Origin of the sequence: Synechococcus sp. BIOS-E4-1, assembly GCF_014279995.1 — a bacterium.
Lineage (GTDB): Bacteria > Cyanobacteriota > Cyanobacteriia > PCC-6307 > Cyanobiaceae > Synechococcus_C.
Map to the genome: position 1 here is coordinate 789,144 of NZ_CP047935.1, position 22,195 is coordinate 811,338.

Genomic DNA, 22,195 nt, shown 5'->3' on the forward strand with positions numbered 1-22,195 from the left:
TCACCTTGAGGTTCGGTGCGCATGTTGCATGGGCTGGTCTCTGCGTCGGTTTCCGCTCACCAAGGCGGTTCCACTGGCCATCAGCCGAGGCACCACATCGGCTGTCGAGCGGCTTGAACTGCGCCTTGACCATGAAGGAATCACCGCTCGGGGTGAAACCGGTGGTCTGGATACCGGTCACCGGTCCTATGGATTGGAGGACATCGAGGCTGAACTCCAGGGTGTGCTGCCTGCCCTGAACAGGCTTGATCCTGCCGATCGAAGCGTTTTTGACACGCTGTTGAGCAACCTTTCCCCACCGGCGCGATGTGCTGTGGATCTGGCGCTTTGGGACTGGTGGGGTCAGTTCTTGCAGCAACCGTTCTGGCGGTTGTGCTCCCTTGATGGATGTTGCGCTGTTGCCACCAGCGTCACCCTGGGCCTGGCTTCGGTCGAGGGCGTGCAGCAGCGGCTCCATCGCTGGTGGCAGCAACTGCCTGCCACCCGCATCAAACTCAAGCTGGGCAGCCCCGATGGCCTTGACCATGACAGGTCACTGTTGCGAGCGGTGGCGACGATGCTGAAAGCCCGAAAGCAGCAGACCGGAGTGGTCCATGAGCTTCAGGTGGATGCCAATGGTGGCTGGACTGTGCAGCAGGCCAGGGAGATGCAATCAGACCTTGTGGCTGCTGAGGTTGTGCTGCTGGAGCAGCCGATCGCTGCAAACAATGATCCCCAGCAGGATCTGCTGGGATTTGTCGCTTTGCAAGAGCACTGCAGCCTGCCGATTGTGGCCGATGAAAGCTGCTGGGATCTTGGGGATCTGCTGCGTTTGGCCCCCCATGTGGATGGGGTCAATCTCAAACTGCTTAAAACCGGTGGCTTAACGGAAGCCCTGCTGATGGCAAAAGTCGCGAGGCGATTGAACCTTGATCTGATGGTGGGCTGTTATTCAGACAGCTCTCTGCTCAATGGGGCTGCAGCTCAACTGATGTCGTTGATCCGATGGCCTGATCTGGACAGCCATCTCAATCTTGTTGATGACCCTTATCTGGGGCTTGCGCTGGATCAGGACAGACTGTCACCGCCGTTTGCAGCTGGTTTGGGCATCAGCAGCAAGGCAATGTGTTCAAACTGATTGGCTGGCCTCTTGTTCTGCAAGTTCTCGCAGATAACGGCGTCTCTGTGGTGACTCGTATCCTGTGATTTGGTAGGCCTTGGCAGGTTTGCCAGACCTTCTCCACTCCCGATGGGGAGAAGTTTCTCTTCGATTCATTTGGGTTCGACTTATCGGATCTCGCGCAGTGGACCCTTCAGGGCTCTTCGGCGTTAGGTAATTATTACACGGCTTTCAAGTTTCTGCATGAAAGACTGACCTGCACAATCGGACGAACAGTCGATTGGGTCTGAGGTTGTTTGACCTTCTGCGGCTTAAGTCTTGGCTCAAAACAAGCTGTTCTGCTCCATTGCTCTGCATGCGCATCGCCATGCATGGTTGCTTTTAAAGGGTTGAGCAATGTTCCTGAGTGGTGGATGACCAATTGCAACTGATGGTCTACATCATCCTCGCCGCTTGTTTCGACCTTTTTTGTCGAGGTTTGGATTGCTGGAATCTCAGGTTGATCACCAGAATGTTTTCGTCTGCCTTGTAGGGCACTTCGCAACCTGCTCAAGCAGTGTGATTCTGGCTTCAGAAAGACTGTTCAAAAGCCAGCCAAATGAAGCAGGGCCTCCAGTGTGGCAAGGCCCAGTAGGAATGTGGCGCCGAGAAAACTTGCTTCTTTTAATCCTTTGGACATGAGCAGTGCCCCCAGAAAAACGCAGCCTTCTGAACAGAAGATTAATCAGTAGTGCTGCTCGAGTTTGCTCAAAACACAAAAATATTTTTTGCTTGTCGATGACAATCAAGTTTCTACAGTGTTCTGTGTCATTGGTCCCCAAAAGCCTGCTTATGAGGCTCTTGGCGACACAAAAAATCGTGACTTTTCATTGAGTTGATGGTTTTTTGTTGCGGGGTTGCGTTGTGTCTTCGATGAGCTGTGCGTCGCAGCGGTCATCGAAGCCCTTGCGGTTGATTCACGCTTCAGGCTCAGTCTTCTTCTCCTGGATGTGCATCGAGAGCTGCCCATCCAGGTCGGGGCGCATGCAGGTTGGTGGGCGTTGCTAGATCCATGGTCACTGGTGTGGGCCCCATCGCTTGAGTCTTGAATCCATTACTCAGTGCCCTTCAGGCTTTGCTGCCATGCCGGTGGTGCTGATGCAGCACGGTGGGCTGTCGTCTCTCACCGGTAAGACCGGATTGGCGATGTTGCGCCATCGGCCTGGCCCGATCGTGGCCGTGATTGATCCTGACCATGCAGGACAGCGGCTGGAGCTCGTCACAGGGATTGCCAGGCCAGTGCCTGTAGTGCGCAATCTGGCCGAGGCGCTGGCGTTTGGACCAACTGTTGCTGTCGTCGGTCTGGCTCCCTCTGGCGGTGGATTGCCCGATGCCATGAGGACCGATGTATTGGCGGCACTCAAGGCCGGCCTGTCCATCGCCAGTGGTTTGCACACCTATCTGAACGATGACCAGGAGCTGCAAGCAGCGTTGCAACCCGGTCGCTGGATCTGGGACCTGCGCCGAGAGCCCACTGGACTTGGCGTCGGCAAAGCTCGCGCTGCTGCGCTCCCCTGTCAGCGGATCCTGGCTGTGGGCACGGATATGGCTGTTGGCAAGATGAGCGCCTGTCTGGCTGTTCATGAAGCCGCCGCTCGTGCTGGAGTGCCCTCTGCATTCGTTGGAACAGGCCAGGCAGGGATCCTGATCAGTGGCCAGGGGGTCCCTTTGGATGCCGTCCGGGTGGATTTCGCCGCTGGTGCTGTGGAGGCCGCCGTGCTTGCGGCAGCAAAGACTCTGCCGCCAAGGGGTCTGGTGCTTGTGGAGGGGCAGGGGTCGCTCTGCCATCCCGGTTCATCAGCCACCCTGCCATTGCTGAGAGGCAGTCAGCCAACAGCCCTGATGATGGTGCATCGTGCTCAGCAGTCGACGATTGATCGACTGCCGGACATCCCTCTGCCGTCTCTGGAGGATCTGGTGGCGCTCTGTGAGTCGCTGGCAGCCATCGGTCGACCTGCCGGTAGCCCTCCAGCTCCCAGGGTGCGAGCACTGGCATTGAACACCGCCCGACTGGACGATCAGCAGGCGTCGGAAGTCGTCGAGCAGTGCGGCGAACGTCTTGGAATTCTGTGCAGAGATCCCATCCGCCATGGCGCGGATGATCTGCTTCAGGCGTTGATGACCTCTTGAAGAGACTGCCTGCCTCAAAGGTGAAAGGGCGAGCGAGGGGATTCGAACCCCCGAATAGCGGCGCCACAAGCCGCTGCCTTAACCACTTGGCGACGCCCGCCGCGTCGGTAAGAATCTATCAATTCGCCCTGCAGTCACACCCGCATGTCTTCGCCTCGTTGGCGCTGGCCTTCAGCAACGGCGACTTCAGCTGTGCTGGTGCTGGTAGGGAGTAGCGCTGCATTGTTCGTGACCAATCCCACCAGGGAGGACTACCGGGTCTTTGCCGGCGAAACATTGGCGAAGCTGGCCACCAAGGAGATCTGCGAGCGTCAGACCTTGCCGATGGTGCTGCAGCTTTGGATCAGTGACTGTCCTCGCTTGATCGCTGATCAAGAGCAGGCTCTGGCGTTGCTTGCTGATCAGTTCACCCGTCGCTGGAACCTTGGTCTGGCCAGCGTATATACAACAACCGTCGGTGGTCAGAACCTGTTGCCCGCTCTGCGGTTGCCGCGCTACTCAGTGACCAGCCTGGGACTTGCAGGCCAGTTTTTGGTGCTCAATGCCCATTCGGATGCCGGCAAGCTCGAATGAGCACAGCAGCTGTTTCGTTGTCATCCGGTGAGCTCAAAGCACGCTGTCCTCGCTCTCTGCTCGATCTGGGTTCCGATCCGATGCCAACCGCTGGTGTTGATGGATTGATTCCCGTGCTGCTCACCTGGTCAGGCAGCAGGATCCAGTCGGTGAGGGCCACGTCTGAGGCCACCGGTCTGGTGTTGCCCCGACTTGTGGAACCCCATGCCCATCTGGACAAGGCGTTTTCCTGGACTGAGCACCCCAACCTTCAGGGCACCTATGAGCAGGCCCTGGCGGCCAACTTCAGGGAGCATGAGACCCGCACGGCAGCGAAGGTTGAGCAGCGTGGAGAGCGCTGTTTGCAACTGGCCTGGCAACACGGTCTGCGAGCCGTGCGAAGTCACATTGACAGCCTTGGACCTGGCGCGAACTTCAGCTGGGAGGTGCTCGCTGACCTAAGCAACAACTGGCGTGAACGCATTGAGCTGCAGCTCGTGGCTTTAGTGCCGATTGAGCACTGGTCCACGGCCGAGGGGGAGCACCTGGCTGCTGCGGTGGCCAAGGTGGATGGACTGATCGGCGGTGTTCTGGCACCTCCCTGCAGGGGTCGGGCCACGCGCCGTGCTCTGCGACGTCTGCTGGAGCTTGCGGATCGACATGGCTGCCCAGTGGATCTGCATATCGATGAAGCAGCCTCCCAACCTGCAGAGGGCGTGCGCCAGCTGTTGCGTGTGCTTGAGAGCATGACTGTTTCGGTGCCTGTCACCTGCAGCCATGCCAGCAGCCTGTCGCTGCTGTCAGCCGGTGCATTGCAGCGGTTGGGAACCCGCATGGCGCGCCAGAACCTGCGTGTGGTGGCACTGCCGCTCACCAATGGCTGGTTGCTCGGCCATCGTGACAACGAAACTCCGCTGCGCAGGCCGCTGGCTCCGATCCGTCAGCTGCAACGCGCGGGGATTGCTGTGGCTGTCGGTGGTGACAACGTTCAGGATCCCTGGTATCCAGGCGGACAGCTTGATCCCCTGGCACTGATGGCCATGAGTCTGCCGCTGGCTCAGCTCGCCCCCTGGGATGACGATGGCCTGAAGCCCTTCGGAACCGATGCGACGGGTCTGATGGGTTTGGATTGGGACGGACGGTTGCGTGCCGGAGCACCAGCGGACCTGATTCATCTGCCCGGTGGGAGCTGGCCTGAGTTGCTGTCGATGGCATCCCGACGTCGGGTTCTTGCCGGTGGACATTGGGTGCAGGATTGGGCGTAACGCCCTCAAGACCGACCGATGCTTCCTGATGCCCTGCGAACTGAGTTGGCGGTAGTCCCCGGCCTGAGGTTATTGACGCAGCCGGAGGAGCTGGATCGGTTCTCCCGTGATGCTTACGAATACTCGCCTGTGCTTCAGCAGAGGTTGGCCGATTGCAGAGCGGAGCTGGTGGTCAGGCCGGACACGGTTGAGGCGGTTGTTCATGTGGCGGCAGCGTGCCGGCGCCATGCGGTGCCCTTGACCCTGCGTGGATCAGGCACTGGCAATTACGGCCAGTCCGTGCCTCTGGAATCTGGGGTGGTGATGGTGATGACCCAGCTGCGGGCGGTGCGTTCCATCGATCAGGCCAGCGGCGTAGCCGTGGTTGAGTGCGGATGCCTCCTAAAGGATCTCAACAGAGAGCTGGCTGGTTTTGGCCGGCAGTTGCGTCTGATGCCGAGCACCTGGCGCAGCGCCACCATCGGTGGGTTCATCGCCGGTGGTTCCGGTGGCATCGGCTCCGTGCGCTGGGGATTTCTTCGGGATCCTGGGCACCTGCTGGGACTGGAAGTGGTGACCATGGAGCAGGAGCCACAGGTCCTGCAGCTCGAAGCCTGTGATGCCGAGGCGTTGAATCATGCCTACGGGACCAATGGGATCATTACGGCATTGCGGCTGGCCACGGCGCTGCGTGTTGATTGGCAGGAAGTGGTCGTGGATTGTCCGGACTGGGCCACGGCAGTGGAGTTGGCAAGGCGTTGCAGTTCAGCGGCCATCGATCTGCATCTCTGCACCGTTCTGGAGGCCGCTGTGGTCGAGTTGCTGCCGAAGTGGGACCTGCCTCAGCGCCGCTCTGATCGGCTGTTGCTGCTCGTGGCGCCCGATGCGGTGAGCACGGTTCAGCGGCTGGCGGCAGCTGTGGGTGCTGATCTGACCCATCTCGGAGCGGAGGCCGACCGTCAAGGCAACGGACTCCGAGAGCTGAGCTGGAATCACACCACCCTGCATCTGCGCCAGCGGGACCCTGACTGGACCTACCTGCAGATGCTGCTGCCTCAGCCGGAGATCAACTGCCTGGAGACCCTCAAGCAGGCTTGGGGCGATGACCTGCTTTGGCATCTGGAGGGTGTCCGACAGCAGGGAGCTCAGCGCATCGCAGCGCTTCCGCTGGTGCGCTGGCGCGGTGTTGAAGCGCTGGAGCAGTTGATGCAGCAATGCCGGGATCTCGGCGCCCTGATCTTCAACCCGCATGTGCTCACCGTGGAGGGTGGTGGCCTCGGTGTGGTGGATGGTGATCAGGTGGCCACCAAGCATCGTTACGACCCTGCCGGTCTGCTCAACCCCGGAAAACTGGGAGGCTTCAGCAGCTGAGGCTGTCGCGCGTTGAGACGCCCGTGGTGGGGTTCACCCCCTCAGCCTCTTGGCAGAGCCGGCGCTGATCATCTCGGTCCAGCAGAGCATCACTGAAGTCAGCACCCTCGATCTGGGCTCCGGCAAAGCTGCTGCCGGCAGCGATGACGCCGAGCAGCAGAGCATCGCGCAAATCCGTACGCGTGAAATCCGCCCGGTCCATCAGCGCATCGCTGAGATCGGCTCCATGAAAATCAGCCTCGGCAAAAGCCCCCTGCGTGAAGATTGCCCCATGCAGATTGGCTCCGCTGAAATCAGCGCCACGCCCCACTGCGCCAGCGAATGAGGTGTTGGTGAGTTGCTGGTCGTGAAAGTCACCGTCGCTCTGATTCGTGAGCGTGTAATCCACCCGATCCTGGAACAGCGCTCGGTCTTGCAGGCCCACCCCAGCAGAGGTGTCGAGAGCCAGCACCGTGACCGGCGTCAGCCAGGTCATCACCAGGGTGAGTGCGGCGAGCAGCTTCAGCAGCGATCCCATGGTTCCAGTGAGTGGCTTGACGTTCACTCTGCCTCCAATGAGCCGTTTTCCATCAGGTGGCCGATCAGATAAAGCGATCCTGCAATCACCGGTGCCGATTCAGGCCAGCCCTGCTCAAGCAGTTGATCGAGCGCATGGGAGGCAGTCTGCGCCGATGTCAGCTGATGGGCCTGCAGCGGCAGCGCTTGCTGCAGTTGTTCCAGGCTCCAGCTGCGATGTCCGGGCACCGGCACAATCCAGGCCTCATCTTGAGAGCTGAGCAGTTGTTGCAGCATCTCCGGTGCCTGCTTCTGTGCCTGGATCGCCAGGATCCAGACCTGCCGCGTGCCATGGGATGACCAGATGCAGCGTTCTCGTGCCAGCTCGATGGCGGCAGGAGGATTGTGGGCTCCGTCCACCCGCAGCCTTAAGCCCCTCCAGCGCATCCACTGCAAGCGACCGGGCCAGCGTGCCGTGGCAAAACCTGCACGGATGGCTTGGTTTGAGATCGCTTCACTGCGTGTACTCATCCATTGCAGAGCGGCGGCAGCCACGGCTCCATTGCGTTTCTGCCAAGCCCCTGACAGGCCCAGGCTCCAGCTTTCATCCAGAGCGTCGACCCACTGCAGGCTGCCTTTCATCTCACCCACTCGTTGCTCCAGCACCGCAGACACCTCAGGCTCCTGTGTTGCACTGATCACGTGGGCACCCTCACCGATGGCCGCGGCTTTCTCTGCAGCGATGGCCTCAAGGTTGGGGCCCAGATGCTCGCGATGGTCCATGCCGATCGACGCCACAGCAATCAAAGGGCGCCAGCTGTGGGCTGTGGTGGCATCCAGCCGGCCCCCCAGCCCTGCTTCGAGCACCAGCCAGTCGGCTTTCTGGGCTTCGAAGTGAATCAGCGCAGTGCAGATCAGCTGCTCGAATGGCGTCAGGCGGCATTGTTCTGTCAGTGGTTGCAACTGCTGGAGCGTGTGTCGCAAGGCCCTGATGGAGATCAGCTGGTCGTTGATGCGGATGCGTTCACACCAGCTCGCCAGATGGGGCGACGTGGTCAGGCCTGAGCGCAGACCGGCCGCCATCAATCCATGGTGGATCAGGCAGGCGATGGACCCTTTGCCGTTGGTGCCCACGACCTGAACCGCAGGAATCGACTGAGCTGGTTGATGCAGTTGTTCCAGAGCGATCGTCATCCTGTCCAATGACAAGTCGATCCCACGGACGTCAAAGCGCGGCAGTAGATCACTCAGATCATGGGGAGTAAGGCCCTGCTGATTCACTCAGCTCACGCGGTTCAGGGCTCGTTCCAGCCGCGTGAGCAGAGCCTGGATTTCTCGCGCATTAATCACCAGAGCGGGCACCATGCGCACCACCTGAGCACCAGCGGGCACCACCAGCAGCTGTTCCTCCAGAGCGGCTTTCACCACGTCCATCGCCGTGATCCCGCAGTCCTGCTTGAGGACCAGGCCCTGAAGGAGCCCCCATCCACGTGACCCCTCTAAAAAATCAGGGAAATGTTGCACAAGCCTGTTGAGTCCTGCACGCAGCTGGGCGCCCCGCTCGCGCACATTGCGCAGCAGATTGCGCTTCTCAATTTCGCTCGCCACTGTCAGACAGGCCTGACAAGCGAAAGGGTTGCCGCCGAAGGTGCTTGCGTGGTCGCCAGGTTCGAACACATCAGCGTTGTGTCGCACCATCAGTGCACCGACGGCGTGTCCGCCGCCTAGGCCTTTGGCAAGGGTGAGAGCATCGGGTTGAACCCCGAGCTGCTCGTAACCCCAGAGCGTGCCGGTGCGGCCCATCCCCACTTGCACTTCATCGAAGATCAGCAGGATGTTGCGTTGATCGCAGTGCTCGCGGATCGCCTGCATCACGCTGGGATCACTGGGATTCACGCCTCCTTCGCCCTGAAGAGGCTCGATCAGCACTGCGGCCACCCGTGGACCGTTTTGCTCCAGTCGCTCGAGCAGCTGTTCGAAATCCGCGAGATCGTTGTATCGGAAGAATTCGAAGCCTTCCACCATGGGTTCAAATCCCTGGTGGTATCTGGGTTGTCCAGTGGCGCTTACCGCTGCCAGCGTGCGTCCATGGAAGCTGGCCGAGGCAGTGATGATCACGGGGCGTTCAATGCCACGCCGCAGATGACCATGTTTCCGGGCCAGTTTGATCGCAGCTTCGTTGGCTTCAGCTCCGGAATTGCAGAAGAACACACTGTCTGCGCAGCTGTTGTTGACCAGCCACTTCGCCAGCGCTTCTTGTTCCGGAATTCGATAGAGATTGGACACATGCTGAAGCTTGCGCAGCTGCCCGGTGAGAGCCTTGCGCATCGCTCTGTTGCTGTGCCCCAGCGTGCAGGTGGCGATGCCGGCAACGGCATCCAGATGGCGACGGCTTCTCTCATCCCAGACCCAACAACCTTTGCCGCGTTGGAGGGAGAGCGCGAAGCGGTTGTAGGTGCCCATCACCGCGTCGGACGAGGGCACTGGCTCTGGCTCCACCATGGGTCGTTCAGGGCTGTTTCCCGGAGGAAATCAAAGACAAGCTCATTGTCTCGCAGTGTCCCGCAGCTTTTGCAGAGATCAGCTCAATCCTGTTGGAGACCTTGAAGATGAATAGGAGCGGTCGGACTTGAACCGACAAACCCGAAGGCGGCGCATTTTGAGTGCGCTGCGTCTACCAATTCCGCCACGCTCCCACGCTTCGACTTTAGGTGATGCAATTCGCAGGAGTGTCTCAGGGACAGTGACGTTCCAGCTTCGCACCGCTGGCCGTGAGTTTCGCTTCAATTCCGGCGTAGCCACGATCGAGGTGGTTCAGGCCGCTCACTTGCGTTCTGCCCTGTGCCACCAGGCCTGCAAGCACCATGGCGGCTGAGGCGCGCAGATCAGTTCCGTTGACAGGCGCTGCGCTGAGGGAGGAAACACCTTCGACGACAGCCGCATTGCCCTGAACTCGAATGGCTGCACCCATGCGCTGCAGCTCCGCAACGTGCTGCATACGGTTTTCGTAGATTTTTTCAGTGATCACGCTGGTGCCTTGGGCTGTCGCCAGCAAGGCCATGAACGGTGCCTGCAGATCGGTTGGGAACCCGGGGAAAGGCTGTGTGGTGATGTCGATACCTTTGATGGAGCCCGGTGTGATCACGATGCCATCACCATCAATCTCGAGAGCGCAGCCACAGTCGCGCAGTTTCTGGAGCACGGAACTGAGGTGATCGGGAACCACCGGGGCCACACGCAGGGTTGAGCGGGTGATTGCGGCAGCGAGCAGGAACGTGCCTGCTTCGATCCTGTCGGGGATCACCGTGTAGTCACAACCATGCAGCCGTTCCACCCCTTCAACCGTGATCGATGGTCCGCCGGCTCCGCTGATGCGAGCTCCCATGGCATTCAGGAGGTTGGCCAGGTCTTGAACCTCAGGCTCCTGTGCTGCGTTTTCGATCACGCTGGTGCCTTCCGCCAGGCTTGCCGCCATCAAAATGGTTTCGGTGGCGCCGACGCTCGGGCAGTCGAGAACAATTGAGGCGCCCTTCAGACGTTTTCGTTCGCCTGGGACCGTGGCAGAGACCACGCCATGCTCAACGGTCACCACAGCGCCGAGCGCTTTCAGTCCGCGGATGTGCTCGACCACAGGTCGGGCGCCGATGCGACATCCGCCTGGCAGGGGAACTTTGGCGTGGCCCATGCGAGCGAGGATTGAACCAATCGCGAAAAAGCTGGCTCGCAGCCCGTTGACAAGTTCATAGGGAGGTTCGGCGCTGGTGAGATCGGAAGCCTGAAGGTGGATGGTTTCGCTGCTGCGCCGTACCTTCACTCCCATTGAGACCAGGATGCTCTCCATTCCGTCGATGTCGGTTAGCGGAGGCACGTTGCTGAGGGAGAGCGTGTCTTCCGTCAGCAGGGCAGCTGTCATCAACACCAGAGCGGAATTCTTGGCACCGCTTACACGCAGCTCGCCGTGAAGTTTGTTCCCGCCTTGGATCTCAAGATGTGGCTTGAGAATGTCTTGAGACGCGGGCGCCGCGGCTGTCATCCCTGTTATTTCCTGCCGAATGCTTATTTTGACGGCTATGACTGAGACCGTCTAGACGGCCGGCCCCCAAACTGTCTTGGCGGTCGACTGAAGGGCCGGTTGCCGGTGTCGTATGTTTCTCGGGTCGCTTTGCGACATACGCCAGCGGATGTGGCGGAATTGGTAGACGCGCTAGTTTCAGGTACTAGTGGCAGCAATGTCGTGGGAGTTCAAGTCTCCCCATCCGCATCAAATACACTGATGTCACTGGGTTCTTCAATAGGCTGAGCTTGTCGACACACAGTGTGTAGCTGTTGACAATTGAAGGATAATGTGCATTGCTATTTATAACCCTTAATCAGACTTCGTATCGTTAGTGATATTGACTGCTAGTCGTATCAGTGAGGAGAACTAGTGAGCAGTCTTGTGACAGTGGTGAAGAGTTGAAAGTTCATCAATCTTTGCCGTTGCTTGAGTCTTGATAAGTCATGTATCAGTCGCCACTGGTGGTGAGAATTGCCTGAGCGGGATCAGGTGTGTCGACTTTTTACTGACGGCAATACTCTTCCTGCAACTGTTGTTGTGCTGGAGTTTTCGTGCTCTCGTCAGCGTTCTGCCAGGTGAGGCATTCCTGACGACGAACTTCTTGGAGTTCTCCTTGCTCACCTTTGTTATTCCGCGCTAAACCTGCTAGAGGCAACGCGATAAAAGCAATCACTGAAAGGATGAGCGCAACGCTTGCTTGCACTGCTGTCTGAAGCGGCTCATTACAGCTTGACCTTTGTGGCGTCATTGTCACTCTCCCAAGGCAACAGATACACGTGAAAAATAGGGGTGAGTATAAATACTTAGTGCATAAATTATTCTGAGCCAGGCTGCAGCTGGTAAGTATTTATTCCTGCTGTCTAGCCCTCAGCCCTCAGCCCAGTCAGAGCAACTAGTTGTCATGACTAGTGAGCTAACACTGAGATCCACTGGTATGACTAGGCTTGCACCCCATACTCCCCCATGCCTTAAATGTGGGAGGTTGTTTATATTTTCCAGGTTGGAATCCCCAACGAAAATAACTTTTTTATATTCCCGACCTGCTGCCGCATAATGCTTCAAGGAAAAAATAAATAAATATCCCTCTCCCCCGCGTCTTGCTTAGCCACCCTGCTACGCGCTACACCGCCATGGGGGTCGCGCCAGGTGGTGCGTTATTGAGACATGGCCTGAGACATTTTTGTCATTTTTTATCGGGTTAAACGATGACAACGGACAAATAATTAGTGCCAGGTATTGAAGGCTGATTGATGGTCTTTTTGGGGTGATTGAAGCAATAAAAAAACCCCTGCCGTTGCAGGGGCTTTGATGAGTAGACTCAGAAATGAGTAGGCTGCATCAGGAGCGATCAGCAGTTTCAGGAGCGATAATCGTCGTAGGCTGCATTGAGCGTTCAATCAGTTGGGGTTAAGGCTCCACTACTTCGCCTCAGGCAAATCATCAAAGGCAGTTGCCTTGGGTTGATCCCACCAGCCACGGGGGTTGTAAAGGCTCCACTTCGACCTCTCCACCAGCCACGCCTTCCAGTTCCTCATCTGAAAGTTCTGATTGAGCGTTCTTCAAGTCATCAGCAGAAATACTAAACCCTGCTTCTTTTGCAATCGCAGATACAGCATCAGCATCAGCAGCTGCTTTGAGCCTCTCCTGAAGGCTGGTGTCGACTTGGACCTTTTCTAGGAAGGCTTTGAGTTGCTCTTCTGACATGAGTGGCAGGTCTGTTCAGCAGTCATAGCAACGGTCTGCTGCAGTGTCTTTAGCTGATGCTTAAAGCGCTCAATCGTGTCAGCTATGGCGACGATAGTCGTCACCTATTGAAGGCTGATTGTTGGTCTTTTTGGAGTGATTGAAGCAATAAAAAGCCCCTGCGTTTGCAGGGGCTTTGATTCATCCTTCAATACGACAGTGGCGACCAGTTCTTCTCTCTTCCAAATTCCTGCCCACAATTGGCGAGGCCGCCGCCAGCCACGCCTTCGAGTTCCTCTTCACTGAGTTCAGCGAACTTATCAGGAGTGAATTCGTGGCCGTGTTCTTTAGCGATGCTCACAACATCTTCAGGAGTCTTTGCTGCCTTTAGTTTGTCCTGAATGGACTGGTCAGCATTGGCCTTAGCGATGAAGGCCTTGAGTTGCTCTTCTGACAATAGGAATGATTCAGATGTCCCATTCTAGACAAGCTTCAGAGACTTGTCGTATTCAAGATCCACGTACAGTTCAGCATATAAATATAGACCTTATATGAGTCACCTATTGATGAGTCAACAATCAGCATTGGATCCTTTGATAATTGGAGTGTTAACGACAATTAGAGAAGGATCCTGGAGCGTTAGGTATATCAGTATGGTAGGCCTTGAGATCCCAGTAAAAATAACCTCAGAGAGGGGTCTGAGGCGATTTAAACGGCCTATTTGAGAGTTTTCAGCGTAGGTTCAAGCACTCTGTACATCCTTTAAAATGGGATGATTTATTACTCCGATCAGCCAGTAGCTTCAGTGCTTCAAATTCAGGGATTCTCTCACCGATCAGGACCTTCTCTCGATCACGAATAGGGAAGCGAGGGGTGTTGTCGGCATATGTATTAAGACCACCTTTTCGTGGTCCACAAATATGGGAATACATTTAAATTAGACATTAGAATTATTTGCTTTTCAAGTGGTCCGTATTTATCAATCAGACTTGTCTGGATCTAGATAATCCCAGCTTCCTCAAGAGCCTTGAGCTTCCTAAGTTTCTTCAGTAGTTCCAGATCGCCAGGATCTAATCCATTCATTTGGTCCTGAATTGTTTGATCTACTTGGTGAGGATTTTGGTCTGTCCACTGGCGAACTGCTTCATCCTTACCGTCTTCACTGAGTTGAGAAAAGGCTTTTTCCTTGGCCTGTTCAAGGCGTTCAGCATCCCAGCGTCTTTCCATTTCGGTTTTGTCTTGAAGTGTCCCGATAGGGTGCTTCTCACGTATGCCTTTGTGCTCCAGGTAACCCCTAGCTCTAAGTCCGTCATGGACAAGCATTGAGCTGACACGGGAGTAGGAGAGTCCTGTTTCTTCTGAGATCTGTTTCACCAGCTCCAGGACATCACCAGCAAGCAGTACTTGAACACGTTGCTTGGAGCTTGGCACTAGGAGTGACACAGAACTGCAACAAGTGTACCGGAGGCGCAGCCTTCGGCAACGCTTATTCAGGGTCAGGGGAAGGGCCTGGGAATAGGTTCCCGTCTTCATCAACTACTTCGACAATGTCAACACGCTTTAGGTATTGGGTTTGGTAGTTCTCTTCATCAACCTCATAAAGCTCTAATCGCTTGAGATACTGAGCAGCCATTAGTTCACAGCAGTTGAATGGCTACGAATGGCAGAACCGTTGACACTCAAATTGATATTCAAATCAACTGCATTAGAAGCAAGGGAATGAGTATTGGCCTTGAGTGCTTCGAGGTCAGCAATTTGACCAGGGATCTCATCTAGTGCTGCTTGGATTGCAGCCATCTGTAGTTCGTATTGAGCCTTAGTAGTTTTCAGATCATTAATTTGATCTTCGATACCATCAAGGATTTGATCGTAGTTGTGAGACATTAGTAAGCTTTAATGAGGTTGTTTTTAGAGTTATCGATCTTGAGGAAAGCCATCCACTGTTGAATTGATCTGGCAGTGATATGTTTGACTTTGACTTCAGCTTGTCCAGTTAGATACTCAGGATAATTATCCTTGAGCAGATTGGCCATTTTGATTGATTCAGAGAGGTCTTGAAATAGAAACTCTCTAGCAATACCAGTTTCGCTTCTTAGTCCCTGAAGTGCATTGACAAATTTATCGTGGTAGGCATCGGCTTGAGACGTAATAAAGGATCGGTGTACGTTCATTGATTTCGATATAAAAAATAGGCTGAGAAGGTATCGCACCTTCAAATAATAAGCTTGAGTCCACCCTTCTCTCGCTTGTTATTCCCAACTTCTGGTCAGCCTTTGAGTGAGACAGCATCGTTAGGTACTGCCTCTATTTGTTTTTACGTGCTGTTTTTCGACAGAATCAGCTCGACTGTTCACTATAAACAAATGATTCCCTTGATCAGTTCAAGCATTCCCACCAAAGGATGCTAAGAGGGAGGGTCCCCAAAAGGTTTTAATTAATCAGAAGCGGGTGCAGGACTATCAGTGGCTTCTGCATCTGCTTCGGAAGTCTCATCTTTCAACAGTTGTTCCAGAGCGTGAATTGCCCCCTGTTGAACGAGTAGTTGTTTGCCAAGTTGTTCGTAGACCTCAGCATTCTTTTGAAATGAGGTCATAGCTTGGTCAAGTTTTTCTTGGATGTTATTCATGGGTAGATAAGGTTTTAAAAGAAATTGGACTCTTCGCTGTCATCTCCATAGCCATTGTCATAGAGGAGTTGAGCGAAGTGACGCTCCTGACCATCAAGGCCAAACTCATCAGGAGATTCCATGTGCTCTTCCCACATGACATCGTTGATTGAGTCTGCCTCTACACCTTCAACAAAGTGCTTGTACTTCATTGACTAGCGCTTTTGTTTGACAGACTGTTGAATCTTTATAGCCATATTATCTAAGCGGGTAGTTATACCTGTTGGAGTTGCTTGATGTTTTGCTTTAAGGTCGGGATTAACTTTGTTTCTGACGAGAAAAGTGTTGATTGGCTAAATGACATTGTAATGCTTTCAACGCTGTAGCCTGATCCTTTAAGGCTAACCAGAGGATCTGTTGCTATACGTGTGGCGGACTTTATTTAAACCTTGTTCAAGGTCTTCAATGAGATCTCTTTCTCCTTCAATCCCAATGGACAGACGAATCATTGAGGGAGTCACACCGGAATCCAATTGCTCTTTTTCACTTAATTGTGAATGTGTTGTCGAGGCTGGATGCAGAACCAGTGATTTCGAATCACCAATGTTTGCTGCATGCTTAAAGATCAGTAAGCTATTCACAAGCATCGCTGCAGCGTCATAGCCATCCTTTAATTCAAATGTGATGATTGTTCCATATCCATTTGTCATTATCTGATTTGCTATGGAATGATACTTATCATTTTCAAGCCCTGGATAACGAGTGTTTTGAGTAGATTCGTGATTGCATAGTACTTTTGCAATCGCTAGTGCATTATGGCAAGCTCGTTCCACGCGTAATCCGAGTGTCTCGATACCTTGAAGAATCAAGTAGCTATTGAAAGGTGAAATACATGGACCCCAGTCTCTTAGATGCTCAAGTCTTAGCCGCGTTGAAAAGGCAATATTTTTATAGAATGGTATTCGATTGCGTTGGCATCCAGGTCCGCCAAAACCGTATTCATCCCAGAAGCTGAGCCCCTTATACGCGCTATTCGCCTCCTTGAATTGGGGGAATGTTCCATTGCCCCATTCAAAATTACCGGAGTCCGTGATTATTCCTCCAACTGCATTGCCATGTCCACCAGCCCATTTTGTGAGACTCGAAATTACAATGTCAGCACCCATACGAATTGGCTTGATTAGATAGCCGCAGCATCCAAGCGTATTATCGATAACAAGAGGAAGTTTATTTGCATGAGCTACAGTTGCCAAGGCTTCAATATTCACCGGATTCAACTCAGGGTTGCCAAGTGATTCAGCATAGATCAACTTTGTTTTATTGTTTATCTTGGAGGCAACTTGGCTGGGATTATTTGGATCAGCAAAATCTACCTTGATCCCGAGTCTGGGAAGTTGTTCTTTAAACTGGTGGTAAGTGCCTCCATACAAATAAGGCGAGCTGATGATGTGATCTCCAGCCTGCAGAAGCGTACTGATCACCAAAAATTGTGCTGCGTGGCCTGAAGCGCAGGCAATTGAAGATATTCCGCCCTCCAGGGCCGAGACCCTGCTTTCAAGAATTTCATTAGTAGGATTACTGATTCGTGTGTATATGTGCCCAAATAATTTACCTGTGTTTAGTGCCTCAGCTTCTTCGATGCTTGAGAATTCAAAGGCTGTATTTTGGTAGATAGGAGGCGAAAGACATTTTTGGTGCTGCCCTGGGATGTAACCCCAATGCAAGGCCTTAGTATTGAAATCAACCACAAAATTCATACTTTTTTTTAACATAGCAATATCAATATGAATAACTCTTGTATGCCGTTAATCTTTATAATGTTTTAACTGCGCTCTGATATGCAAGCGAAATAATCGTGGTTTTATTGTAGAGGGCTAATTAAAGTAGAGATCTACGGCTTTTCTGATGACTGGCTAGATGAGACTGTTGTTTCCTAGTGCGTGTTATAGCTCAATTGGCACCTATGATGGTAACATTCAGGATTTGGTGCCTGAACAACAAATTAACGATGCCAGCCAATGGTTTAATCACTTTGATTTCAAGGTTATGTTGCTTAATAACTCGTTGATCGACCGCGTTCCTGTTTTTAAAAAGGTCAATAGAGTCATAAAAATCGATCGAATTGCTGTTGTTTCTATGCCACCAATGACAACATACAATTGGCATGTTGATGAGCACCGTCTTGCAACGGTTAATATGTTATTAAATAACCACGCTGACAGCACATGTTTATTTGGAAGACAAATTGATGGTTCTAAGCATTCAATTGTTGAATTATTTTATAAGCCAAACACGTTTTATCTCTTTAACACGTCAGTTGACCACATGGTCATCAATAGAGGGGCTGAGCGTTATATGCTTAGTTTGCAATTTAAGAAACAGGAAAAATACGAAGATCTGTATAAGGCATTGATGATGAATGCTGATCAAGTTGATTCCACTCCTCAACTTAAAACTGAAAAACGATTATGATTCGGTCTAACAATACTGTTTCATTAGGCAGTGGGTGGGTTGATCCCTCTTCATGGGATTTTGTTGATGAAGTTCAAAGCCAGTTGTCTATAGTTCGAAACGAATTATGGGCAATGACACAGTCTCATCAAATGACAGCACAAACACTTGGTTTCGGTCCTAGAAACTGGATTTCAAAAGAACTTAATTTACCTGAAATTTCTAATTGCGTTGAGAATTGGATTCGTGATGGTGGTTTCCATAGTGAACAAATAGGATACGATTCTCGAAAATCTGGAGAGTGGCAGACTCTTCCGCTGTTTAAGTCAGATTTACCTCAAACAGAAGCTCTCGCTTCTCGCTATTTACCAAACACTCTACAAATGCTTAACCATATTCCTAACCTTCAATTTTCAGCAATTTTTAAACAGCCGCCTGACGCAGAGATTGCAGTTCATAAGCATTCACAAAATCGTAGGATATTTCATTTCCTTTTGAATTCTCTGGATGGAGGCCAAGCCTGGATTGAGGTTGGCAATGAGCGGCGTCAACTGAGTCAGCAAGGTGATTGCCTCGCGTTCGATGTTCGTACTCCTCATGGTTCAGGAAATAATAGTACGACCGATAGAATTAATCTGGTGCTTGATATCGCGATGTCAATGGAGTGATGAGTTCGCTAAGTACAAGTGAGTTGCTCGCACGATGTATGTCGACGATCGGCTGTCGTCGCGTGTATACACTTCCCGCTGATTTGTCATTACCTCTACTTGGTGCCATTGAAGAATTAGGCATTGAAATTGTGAGCGTAGCTAATGAGGAGGGAATGGTCGTTGCTGCAGATATCGAAGCACACCTTACCGGGTTTTCTCTTTTAATTGCCACCGATGGATATTCAGTTTCAAAATTGATCAACGGTCTGATCGCAGCTCGTTTGCGTTATAGCCCGCTTCTTGTTGTTGTCATAAGCCAGGATCTGGCTCTAGAAAACAGATCATTGTTGAATTGTCACCCACAACCTTCACGTTTGGGTGTCATGATGCATAGCATCGGCTTGGACTGTATCTCAGCACATCATCTTTCAAGCGATCAATCATTTTTTCAAGCTTTTACGTCTCCTCAACGCTCTCAACAACCCGTTGTCCTTAACTTTACAAGAAGTGACCTGCTCAATTTCCGCTGGGATGCAGAAACAGCGCTTGGAGAAATTGTTCCGTTATCTGCTTCTTCAGCTGCTGAATCTGCTAATCAGAAACTTGATGAACTTTTAATTAATTGCTCAGATTTGATCCTGATCTTCGGAAATGGGATTAATCGGCATCGATCACGTTTAAGAGGCCATACTCTGAAAGACTCGATTGAACAAAATTATCTTTTACTTCCTAGCGCTAAAGGTTGTCTTGATGAGGACGACCCTCGATGTATTGGCGTTTTTCAAGGTGATTATAGTAATAATGATATTTTGTCAGTATTTTATAGTACTTCAACCTTTTTGTTGGTTGAGGTTGAAGACCATGAGTTTCCGGCCTCATTTTGGCAACCATATGCCAAATCGATCTATCGTGGACTCCGAGATGAGTTAATCCAAAAGCAAAAAAAAGTTGTTCTAATAAGTGAATCCGGGGGGCTTGTATTGGAGAAAGAGACTTTGCGTCCAGTAGATTGGCTATCCAAACTATTTCAACGTTCTACGATCGATAAGCTTGAAAAAATACCTGTATTATCTTTAAATAGTAATTGTCCCAATGATTCTAACCGATATGACCAGCTTGTTAATCTTTTGAATCGCCAAAAAAAACCAATGGTGTTGGTCGCTGATGTTGGTATTGGTTGCCTCCCTTTGTTTAATTGGATCGCAAGAGGCGAAGATATTTTTCTCTCCAATCATGTATGGGCCAATATGGGATTTTCCTTCTCAGCGGGACTTGCAGCAGCAAAAATATTTCCAAAGCAGGATCTTTGGATCGTCTGCGGTGATGGTTCAGCGGTTATGGCTATGCAAGATATGCTTATGTTTGTTCGCGAATCAATACCAGTTAAGATTATTATTCTAGATAATCACGGATATTTAACAGAGAACTTAAAGACTACTGGTAGCTTCAATCGCGGCTTTGATATCGATTGGTGCTTGTATGCAAAGTCGATTGGTTTTGGCTACACAGCGACAGTCAAAATCGCAGAATCATTGAACAATGTGTTTCAACATTTTGCTGAGACGGACACCTCTCAGGCTCTTCTATCGATTGAAATTTCCCCTCAATCTGTCCCACAACAACTCAAAAATTTGATGACTTGGGACACATTGCGACGGGCTTCCTTGTAATGGAACATGTCTTTGATATTTTAATTGTCGGAGGTGGTATATCCGGAACCTTAATAGCAGAACAACTTATAACTAAATATCCTTGTAAATCACTCGCTTTATTAAATCGTGAACGTCAGTTAGGAGGTCGAATTCTTACCTATGAGAGCAAATATGGCTATCAATTAGAACTTGGTGCCATGCGTATTCCCGAAGCTAATCGTCTGACGCTGGCTTTATGTCATCGACTAGGACTTGAACTTGACCCTTTTATCGGTGGTATCTCCCCCTGCAACACTTACTTGTTCAATCAATCTGCTCTGATTCATACAAACAAATTATATACAGATATTATTTCCCAATCGTTAACAAGGTTTTGCAGTACGGGAAATGACAATCTGACCTCGATTCAGGCTCTTTATCAAAAAATGTTCTCTAAGCTTTCGTCTTTGGGAGTCATTTTTTCAAAGCTTAGTTTTAAAGAATGGGTTGAAATCGTTATTGATTCACAAGATCAAGCTCTTTTTTGGGATTTGCTGGGATATGACTATCTCAAAATTCCTGATGTTAGTGCATTGTCTTGTCTTCTCCATTCGTCGAATCATGATGAATACCACTCATCTTTTTATCATATTAAAGGTGGTATGCAGAGATTGGTCTCAACTCTGTTGACTAACTTTTTGGCGCGAGCAGGCAATCTGCTCAATTCTGATACAATTGAAAAGATTGAGTACTCTGATTCGACTTATGTGTTATCGACTAATCTTGGCCAGACATATAAATCTAAAACCTTAATTCTCGCGATCCCCCCTGTTGCACTATTAGAAATTCATAAACGGAAGCCATTTCTTAACAGTAAACAATTAGTATGCATTGAAGCTATTGGTCATTATAGTTCAGTCAAAACATATGCACTGCTTCCGTTTCTAGAAGGCCTTAATACCCAACAGACTTCCTCTGGTTTCTTTCGCACTAACCTCTCGATCAGGCAGGGTCATTGGCAGCCTTGTCAAAAGCCAGAAATTGATCGTTCATTGATGATTCTTGCTGAGTATCGTAATCAATCACTGAATCATTCAAAGAACGCTGAATTGTCATCCGAGGTTGAATGGGCTCGAATATCTTCTGATCTCAACATGATGACCAAAAGTGTAATTCCTCAACCTCGGGAATTGGTTCGATATGACTGGGCCCAGCATCAATCTGGGATTGCAGCACATTACTGGCGTAAAGCGTACAATCCTAATAGTGTGCTTCAATCACTTAATCCGCCCAACACATCATGTTGGTTGGTTGGTGAAGCGTTTTCCTGCCAGCATGGATGGATAGAGGGGGCCATAGCTTCGGTTAATAATGTTGTTGAGTTGATCAACTAGAAGAATCTTTTTGGATATAATTACCCTTGAAACTCCCTCCAATTGCTGGGATCTGAAGCAATATTCTCGTGAAGATTGTTTTTCAATCTTTTCGAGGCGGTTATGAAAATGTCATACGAGATTGAATATCGTGGATCCTTTGACTCGTATCTTGTTACCGCGTGAGTGAATGATGATGGGAAGATAAGAAGCAATTTTGTCTTCGGACGAATCCCAACTGTGAATAATTTTTTGGACTGTATTCCAGGGCTCATTGAAGGGAACCAATTACACTCGTTTGAAAATAATATATCTCCGCCTTTACATTCGTTTGGGCAGTGCACATAAAAAACTGCTGATAGATGGGCATTATTGTGTTTATGCGCCATAATCGAATGTCCATTTTCCATGACGACTGGCCAAGCCTTTTGGTACAATAATTTCAGGTCTGATCCACACAAAAAATAATCTTCAACATATTTTTTGATGTATTTTTCAACTGATCGATTCAGCCAGCTTAATTTTTTATTCTGAAACCAGTCTGAATTGTAATTTACATCACCTGTATATGCGCCAGACTGGTTTTGATTCTTCTGCTTACATTGATCATATAGCTCTAAAAAGCAATCCTGCAACTCTGTTAGTTGCTGCTGTTCAGGTGCCAACTGAATTTTCAAAATGGGTGGAGTTTTGAAGCACGTTTCAGCACAGATCTCTTGATCTTCAAAACACTTAAGTTCTAGTCGCATCCGTTGAAGACTATTGCTGATTCGTATTCTAGGCATGAACGCTTATCTTTTAAAATTATCTGTTGA

Annotated in this window: 23 protein-coding genes and 3 tRNA genes; 10 read left to right on the forward strand and 16 right to left on the reverse strand. The window is 51.2% G+C overall.

Annotated features, from left to right (window positions below; genetic code table 11):
- The first annotated feature begins 28 nt into the window (after window positions 1-28).
- A complete protein-coding gene (locus SynBIOSE41_RS03900; RefSeq protein WP_186539682.1) occupies window positions 29-1,117 on the forward strand; it encodes a dipeptide epimerase in 1,089 nt (362 codons plus the stop codon).
- 202 nt (window positions 1,118-1,319) lie between these two features.
- Here SynBIOSE41_RS03900 and SynBIOSE41_RS03905 read toward each other — a convergent pair whose 3' ends face one another.
- Window positions 1,320-1,643, reverse strand: a complete 324-nt coding sequence (locus SynBIOSE41_RS03905) for a hypothetical protein (RefSeq protein ID WP_186539683.1) — start codon at window positions 1,641-1,643, stop codon at window positions 1,320-1,322.
- Window positions 1,644-2,221: 578 nt separating this feature from the next.
- Here SynBIOSE41_RS03905 and SynBIOSE41_RS03910 point away from each other — a divergent pair.
- The gene (locus SynBIOSE41_RS03910; protein ID WP_186540772.1) at window positions 2,222-3,268 is read left to right on the forward strand and encodes a DUF1611 domain-containing protein; all 1,047 of its coding nucleotides are present in this window, start codon (window positions 2,222-2,224) and stop codon (window positions 3,266-3,268) included.
- 27 nt (window positions 3,269-3,295) lie between these two features.
- On the opposite strand, the gene SynBIOSE41_RS03915 is transcribed toward SynBIOSE41_RS03910, so the two are convergent.
- Window positions 3,296-3,368: transfer RNA gene (locus SynBIOSE41_RS03915), tRNA-His, on the reverse strand.
- A 44-nt stretch (window positions 3,369-3,412) separates the two neighbouring features.
- On the opposite strand from SynBIOSE41_RS03915, the gene SynBIOSE41_RS03920 reads away from it, so the two are divergent.
- The 3 genes from SynBIOSE41_RS03920 to SynBIOSE41_RS03930 are packed head-to-tail and all read left to right on the forward strand — an operon-like array spanning window position 3,413 to window position 6,435.
- The gene (locus SynBIOSE41_RS03920) at window positions 3,413-3,841 is read left to right on the forward strand and encodes a DUF4359 domain-containing protein (protein WP_186539684.1); all 429 of its coding nucleotides are present in this window, start codon (window positions 3,413-3,415) and stop codon (window positions 3,839-3,841) included.
- A complete protein-coding gene (locus tag SynBIOSE41_RS03925; protein ID WP_186539685.1) occupies window positions 3,838-5,085 on the forward strand; it encodes an amidohydrolase family protein in 1,248 nt (415 codons plus the stop codon). Before SynBIOSE41_RS03920 ends, SynBIOSE41_RS03925 begins: the two co-directional genes overlap by 4 nt.
- Window positions 5,086-5,103: 18 nt before the next feature.
- On the forward strand, window positions 5,104-6,435 hold the full coding sequence (locus SynBIOSE41_RS03930; RefSeq protein ID WP_186539686.1) for an FAD-binding oxidoreductase: 1,332 nt from the start codon (window positions 5,104-5,106) through the stop codon (window positions 6,433-6,435).
- Here SynBIOSE41_RS03930 and SynBIOSE41_RS03935 read toward each other — a convergent pair.
- The 5 genes from SynBIOSE41_RS03935 to murA all read right to left on the reverse strand — a co-directional run bounded on the left by SynBIOSE41_RS03935 (window position 6,425) and on the right by murA (window position 10,963).
- The gene (locus SynBIOSE41_RS03935) at window positions 6,425-6,910 is read right to left on the reverse strand and encodes a pentapeptide repeat-containing protein (protein WP_255476024.1); all 486 of its coding nucleotides are present in this window, start codon (window positions 6,908-6,910) and stop codon (window positions 6,425-6,427) included. The two genes, SynBIOSE41_RS03930 and SynBIOSE41_RS03935, sit on opposite strands and share 11 nt — an antisense overlap.
- Window positions 6,911-6,975: 65 nt before the next feature.
- Window positions 6,976-8,124, reverse strand: coding sequence for a folylpolyglutamate synthase/dihydrofolate synthase family protein (locus tag SynBIOSE41_RS03940; protein ID WP_186539687.1), 1,149 nt, complete (start codon window positions 8,122-8,124; stop codon window positions 6,976-6,978).
- Between the two features lie 87 nt (window positions 8,125-8,211).
- Complete coding sequence (locus SynBIOSE41_RS03945; protein ID WP_186539688.1) at window positions 8,212-9,432, reverse strand: aspartate aminotransferase family protein; 1,221 nt, start codon at window positions 9,430-9,432, stop codon at window positions 8,212-8,214.
- Between the two features lie 112 nt (window positions 9,433-9,544).
- A tRNA-Leu gene (locus SynBIOSE41_RS03950) sits at window positions 9,545-9,626 on the reverse strand.
- Between the two features lie 38 nt (window positions 9,627-9,664).
- Window positions 9,665-10,963, reverse strand: coding sequence for a UDP-N-acetylglucosamine 1-carboxyvinyltransferase (gene murA, locus SynBIOSE41_RS03955; protein WP_186539689.1), 1,299 nt, complete (start codon window positions 10,961-10,963; stop codon window positions 9,665-9,667).
- A 144-nt stretch (window positions 10,964-11,107) separates the two neighbouring features.
- Between murA and SynBIOSE41_RS03960 the strand changes: the two genes are divergently transcribed.
- Window positions 11,108-11,191 (forward strand) — tRNA-Leu (locus SynBIOSE41_RS03960).
- A 298-nt stretch (window positions 11,192-11,489) separates the two neighbouring features.
- Here the strand turns inward: SynBIOSE41_RS03960 and SynBIOSE41_RS03965 are convergent.
- The 8 genes from SynBIOSE41_RS03965 to SynBIOSE41_RS03995 all read right to left on the reverse strand — a co-directional run bounded on the left by SynBIOSE41_RS03965 (window position 11,490) and on the right by SynBIOSE41_RS03995 (window position 17,023).
- Complete coding sequence (locus SynBIOSE41_RS03965; RefSeq protein ID WP_186539690.1) at window positions 11,490-11,690, reverse strand: hypothetical protein; 201 nt, start codon at window positions 11,688-11,690, stop codon at window positions 11,490-11,492.
- Window positions 11,691-12,427: 737 nt separating this feature from the next.
- The gene (locus SynBIOSE41_RS03970) at window positions 12,428-12,691 is read right to left on the reverse strand and encodes a Nif11-like leader peptide family natural product precursor (RefSeq protein ID WP_255475933.1); all 264 of its coding nucleotides are present in this window, start codon (window positions 12,689-12,691) and stop codon (window positions 12,428-12,430) included.
- A 187-nt stretch (window positions 12,692-12,878) separates the two neighbouring features.
- Window positions 12,879-13,127, reverse strand: coding sequence for a Nif11-like leader peptide family natural product precursor (locus SynBIOSE41_RS03975; RefSeq protein WP_186539691.1), 249 nt, complete (start codon window positions 13,125-13,127; stop codon window positions 12,879-12,881).
- A 542-nt stretch (window positions 13,128-13,669) separates the two neighbouring features.
- Window positions 13,670-14,101: a hypothetical protein gene (locus tag SynBIOSE41_RS03980; protein ID WP_186539692.1), complete on the reverse strand. Its 432-nt coding sequence runs from the start codon at window positions 14,099-14,101 to the stop codon at window positions 13,670-13,672.
- Window positions 14,102-14,302: 201 nt separating this feature from the next.
- On the reverse strand, window positions 14,303-14,554 hold the full coding sequence (locus SynBIOSE41_RS03985) for a hypothetical protein (RefSeq protein ID WP_186539693.1): 252 nt from the start codon (window positions 14,552-14,554) through the stop codon (window positions 14,303-14,305).
- 550 nt (window positions 14,555-15,104) lie between these two features.
- Window positions 15,105-15,296 (reverse strand): hypothetical protein, encoded by a 192-nt coding sequence (locus SynBIOSE41_RS03990; RefSeq protein ID WP_186539694.1) that lies wholly within the window; start codon window positions 15,294-15,296, stop codon window positions 15,105-15,107.
- A gap of 14 nt (window positions 15,297-15,310) precedes the next feature.
- Window positions 15,311-15,433: a hypothetical protein gene (locus SynBIOSE41_RS17955; protein ID WP_255475934.1), complete on the reverse strand. Its 123-nt coding sequence runs from the start codon at window positions 15,431-15,433 to the stop codon at window positions 15,311-15,313.
- A gap of 243 nt (window positions 15,434-15,676) precedes the next feature.
- Entirely contained in the window at window positions 15,677-17,023 is a 1,347-nt protein-coding gene (locus tag SynBIOSE41_RS03995) for an O-acetylhomoserine aminocarboxypropyltransferase/cysteine synthase family protein (protein ID WP_186539695.1), read from the reverse strand.
- Window positions 17,024-17,261: 238 nt separating this feature from the next.
- Between SynBIOSE41_RS03995 and SynBIOSE41_RS04000 the strand changes: the two genes are divergently transcribed.
- Genes SynBIOSE41_RS04000 through SynBIOSE41_RS04015 form a run of 4 tightly spaced genes read left to right on the forward strand, consistent with a single transcriptional unit; the run spans window position 17,262 to window position 21,401 of the window.
- Window positions 17,262-17,747: a hypothetical protein gene (locus tag SynBIOSE41_RS04000; protein WP_186539696.1), complete on the forward strand. Its 486-nt coding sequence runs from the start codon at window positions 17,262-17,264 to the stop codon at window positions 17,745-17,747.
- On the forward strand, window positions 17,744-18,394 hold the full coding sequence (locus SynBIOSE41_RS04005; protein WP_186539697.1) for an aspartyl/asparaginyl beta-hydroxylase domain-containing protein: 651 nt from the start codon (window positions 17,744-17,746) through the stop codon (window positions 18,392-18,394). Before SynBIOSE41_RS04000 ends, SynBIOSE41_RS04005 begins: the two co-directional genes overlap by 4 nt.
- Window positions 18,394-20,046, forward strand: coding sequence for a thiamine pyrophosphate-dependent enzyme (locus SynBIOSE41_RS04010; protein ID WP_255475935.1), 1,653 nt, complete (start codon window positions 18,394-18,396; stop codon window positions 20,044-20,046). The genes SynBIOSE41_RS04005 and SynBIOSE41_RS04010 overlap by 1 nt, the downstream gene beginning before the upstream one ends.
- Window positions 20,016-21,401, forward strand: coding sequence for an NAD(P)/FAD-dependent oxidoreductase (locus SynBIOSE41_RS04015; RefSeq protein WP_186539699.1), 1,386 nt, complete (start codon window positions 20,016-20,018; stop codon window positions 21,399-21,401). The genes SynBIOSE41_RS04010 and SynBIOSE41_RS04015 overlap by 31 nt, the downstream gene beginning before the upstream one ends.
- Before the next feature lie 20 nt (window positions 21,402-21,421).
- Here the strand turns inward: SynBIOSE41_RS04015 and SynBIOSE41_RS04020 are convergent, their stop codons facing one another.
- Window positions 21,422-22,129 (reverse strand): TIGR02466 family protein, encoded by a 708-nt coding sequence (locus tag SynBIOSE41_RS04020; RefSeq protein WP_186539700.1) that lies wholly within the window; start codon window positions 22,127-22,129, stop codon window positions 21,422-21,424.
- Window positions 22,130-22,195: the final 66 nt, after the last annotated feature.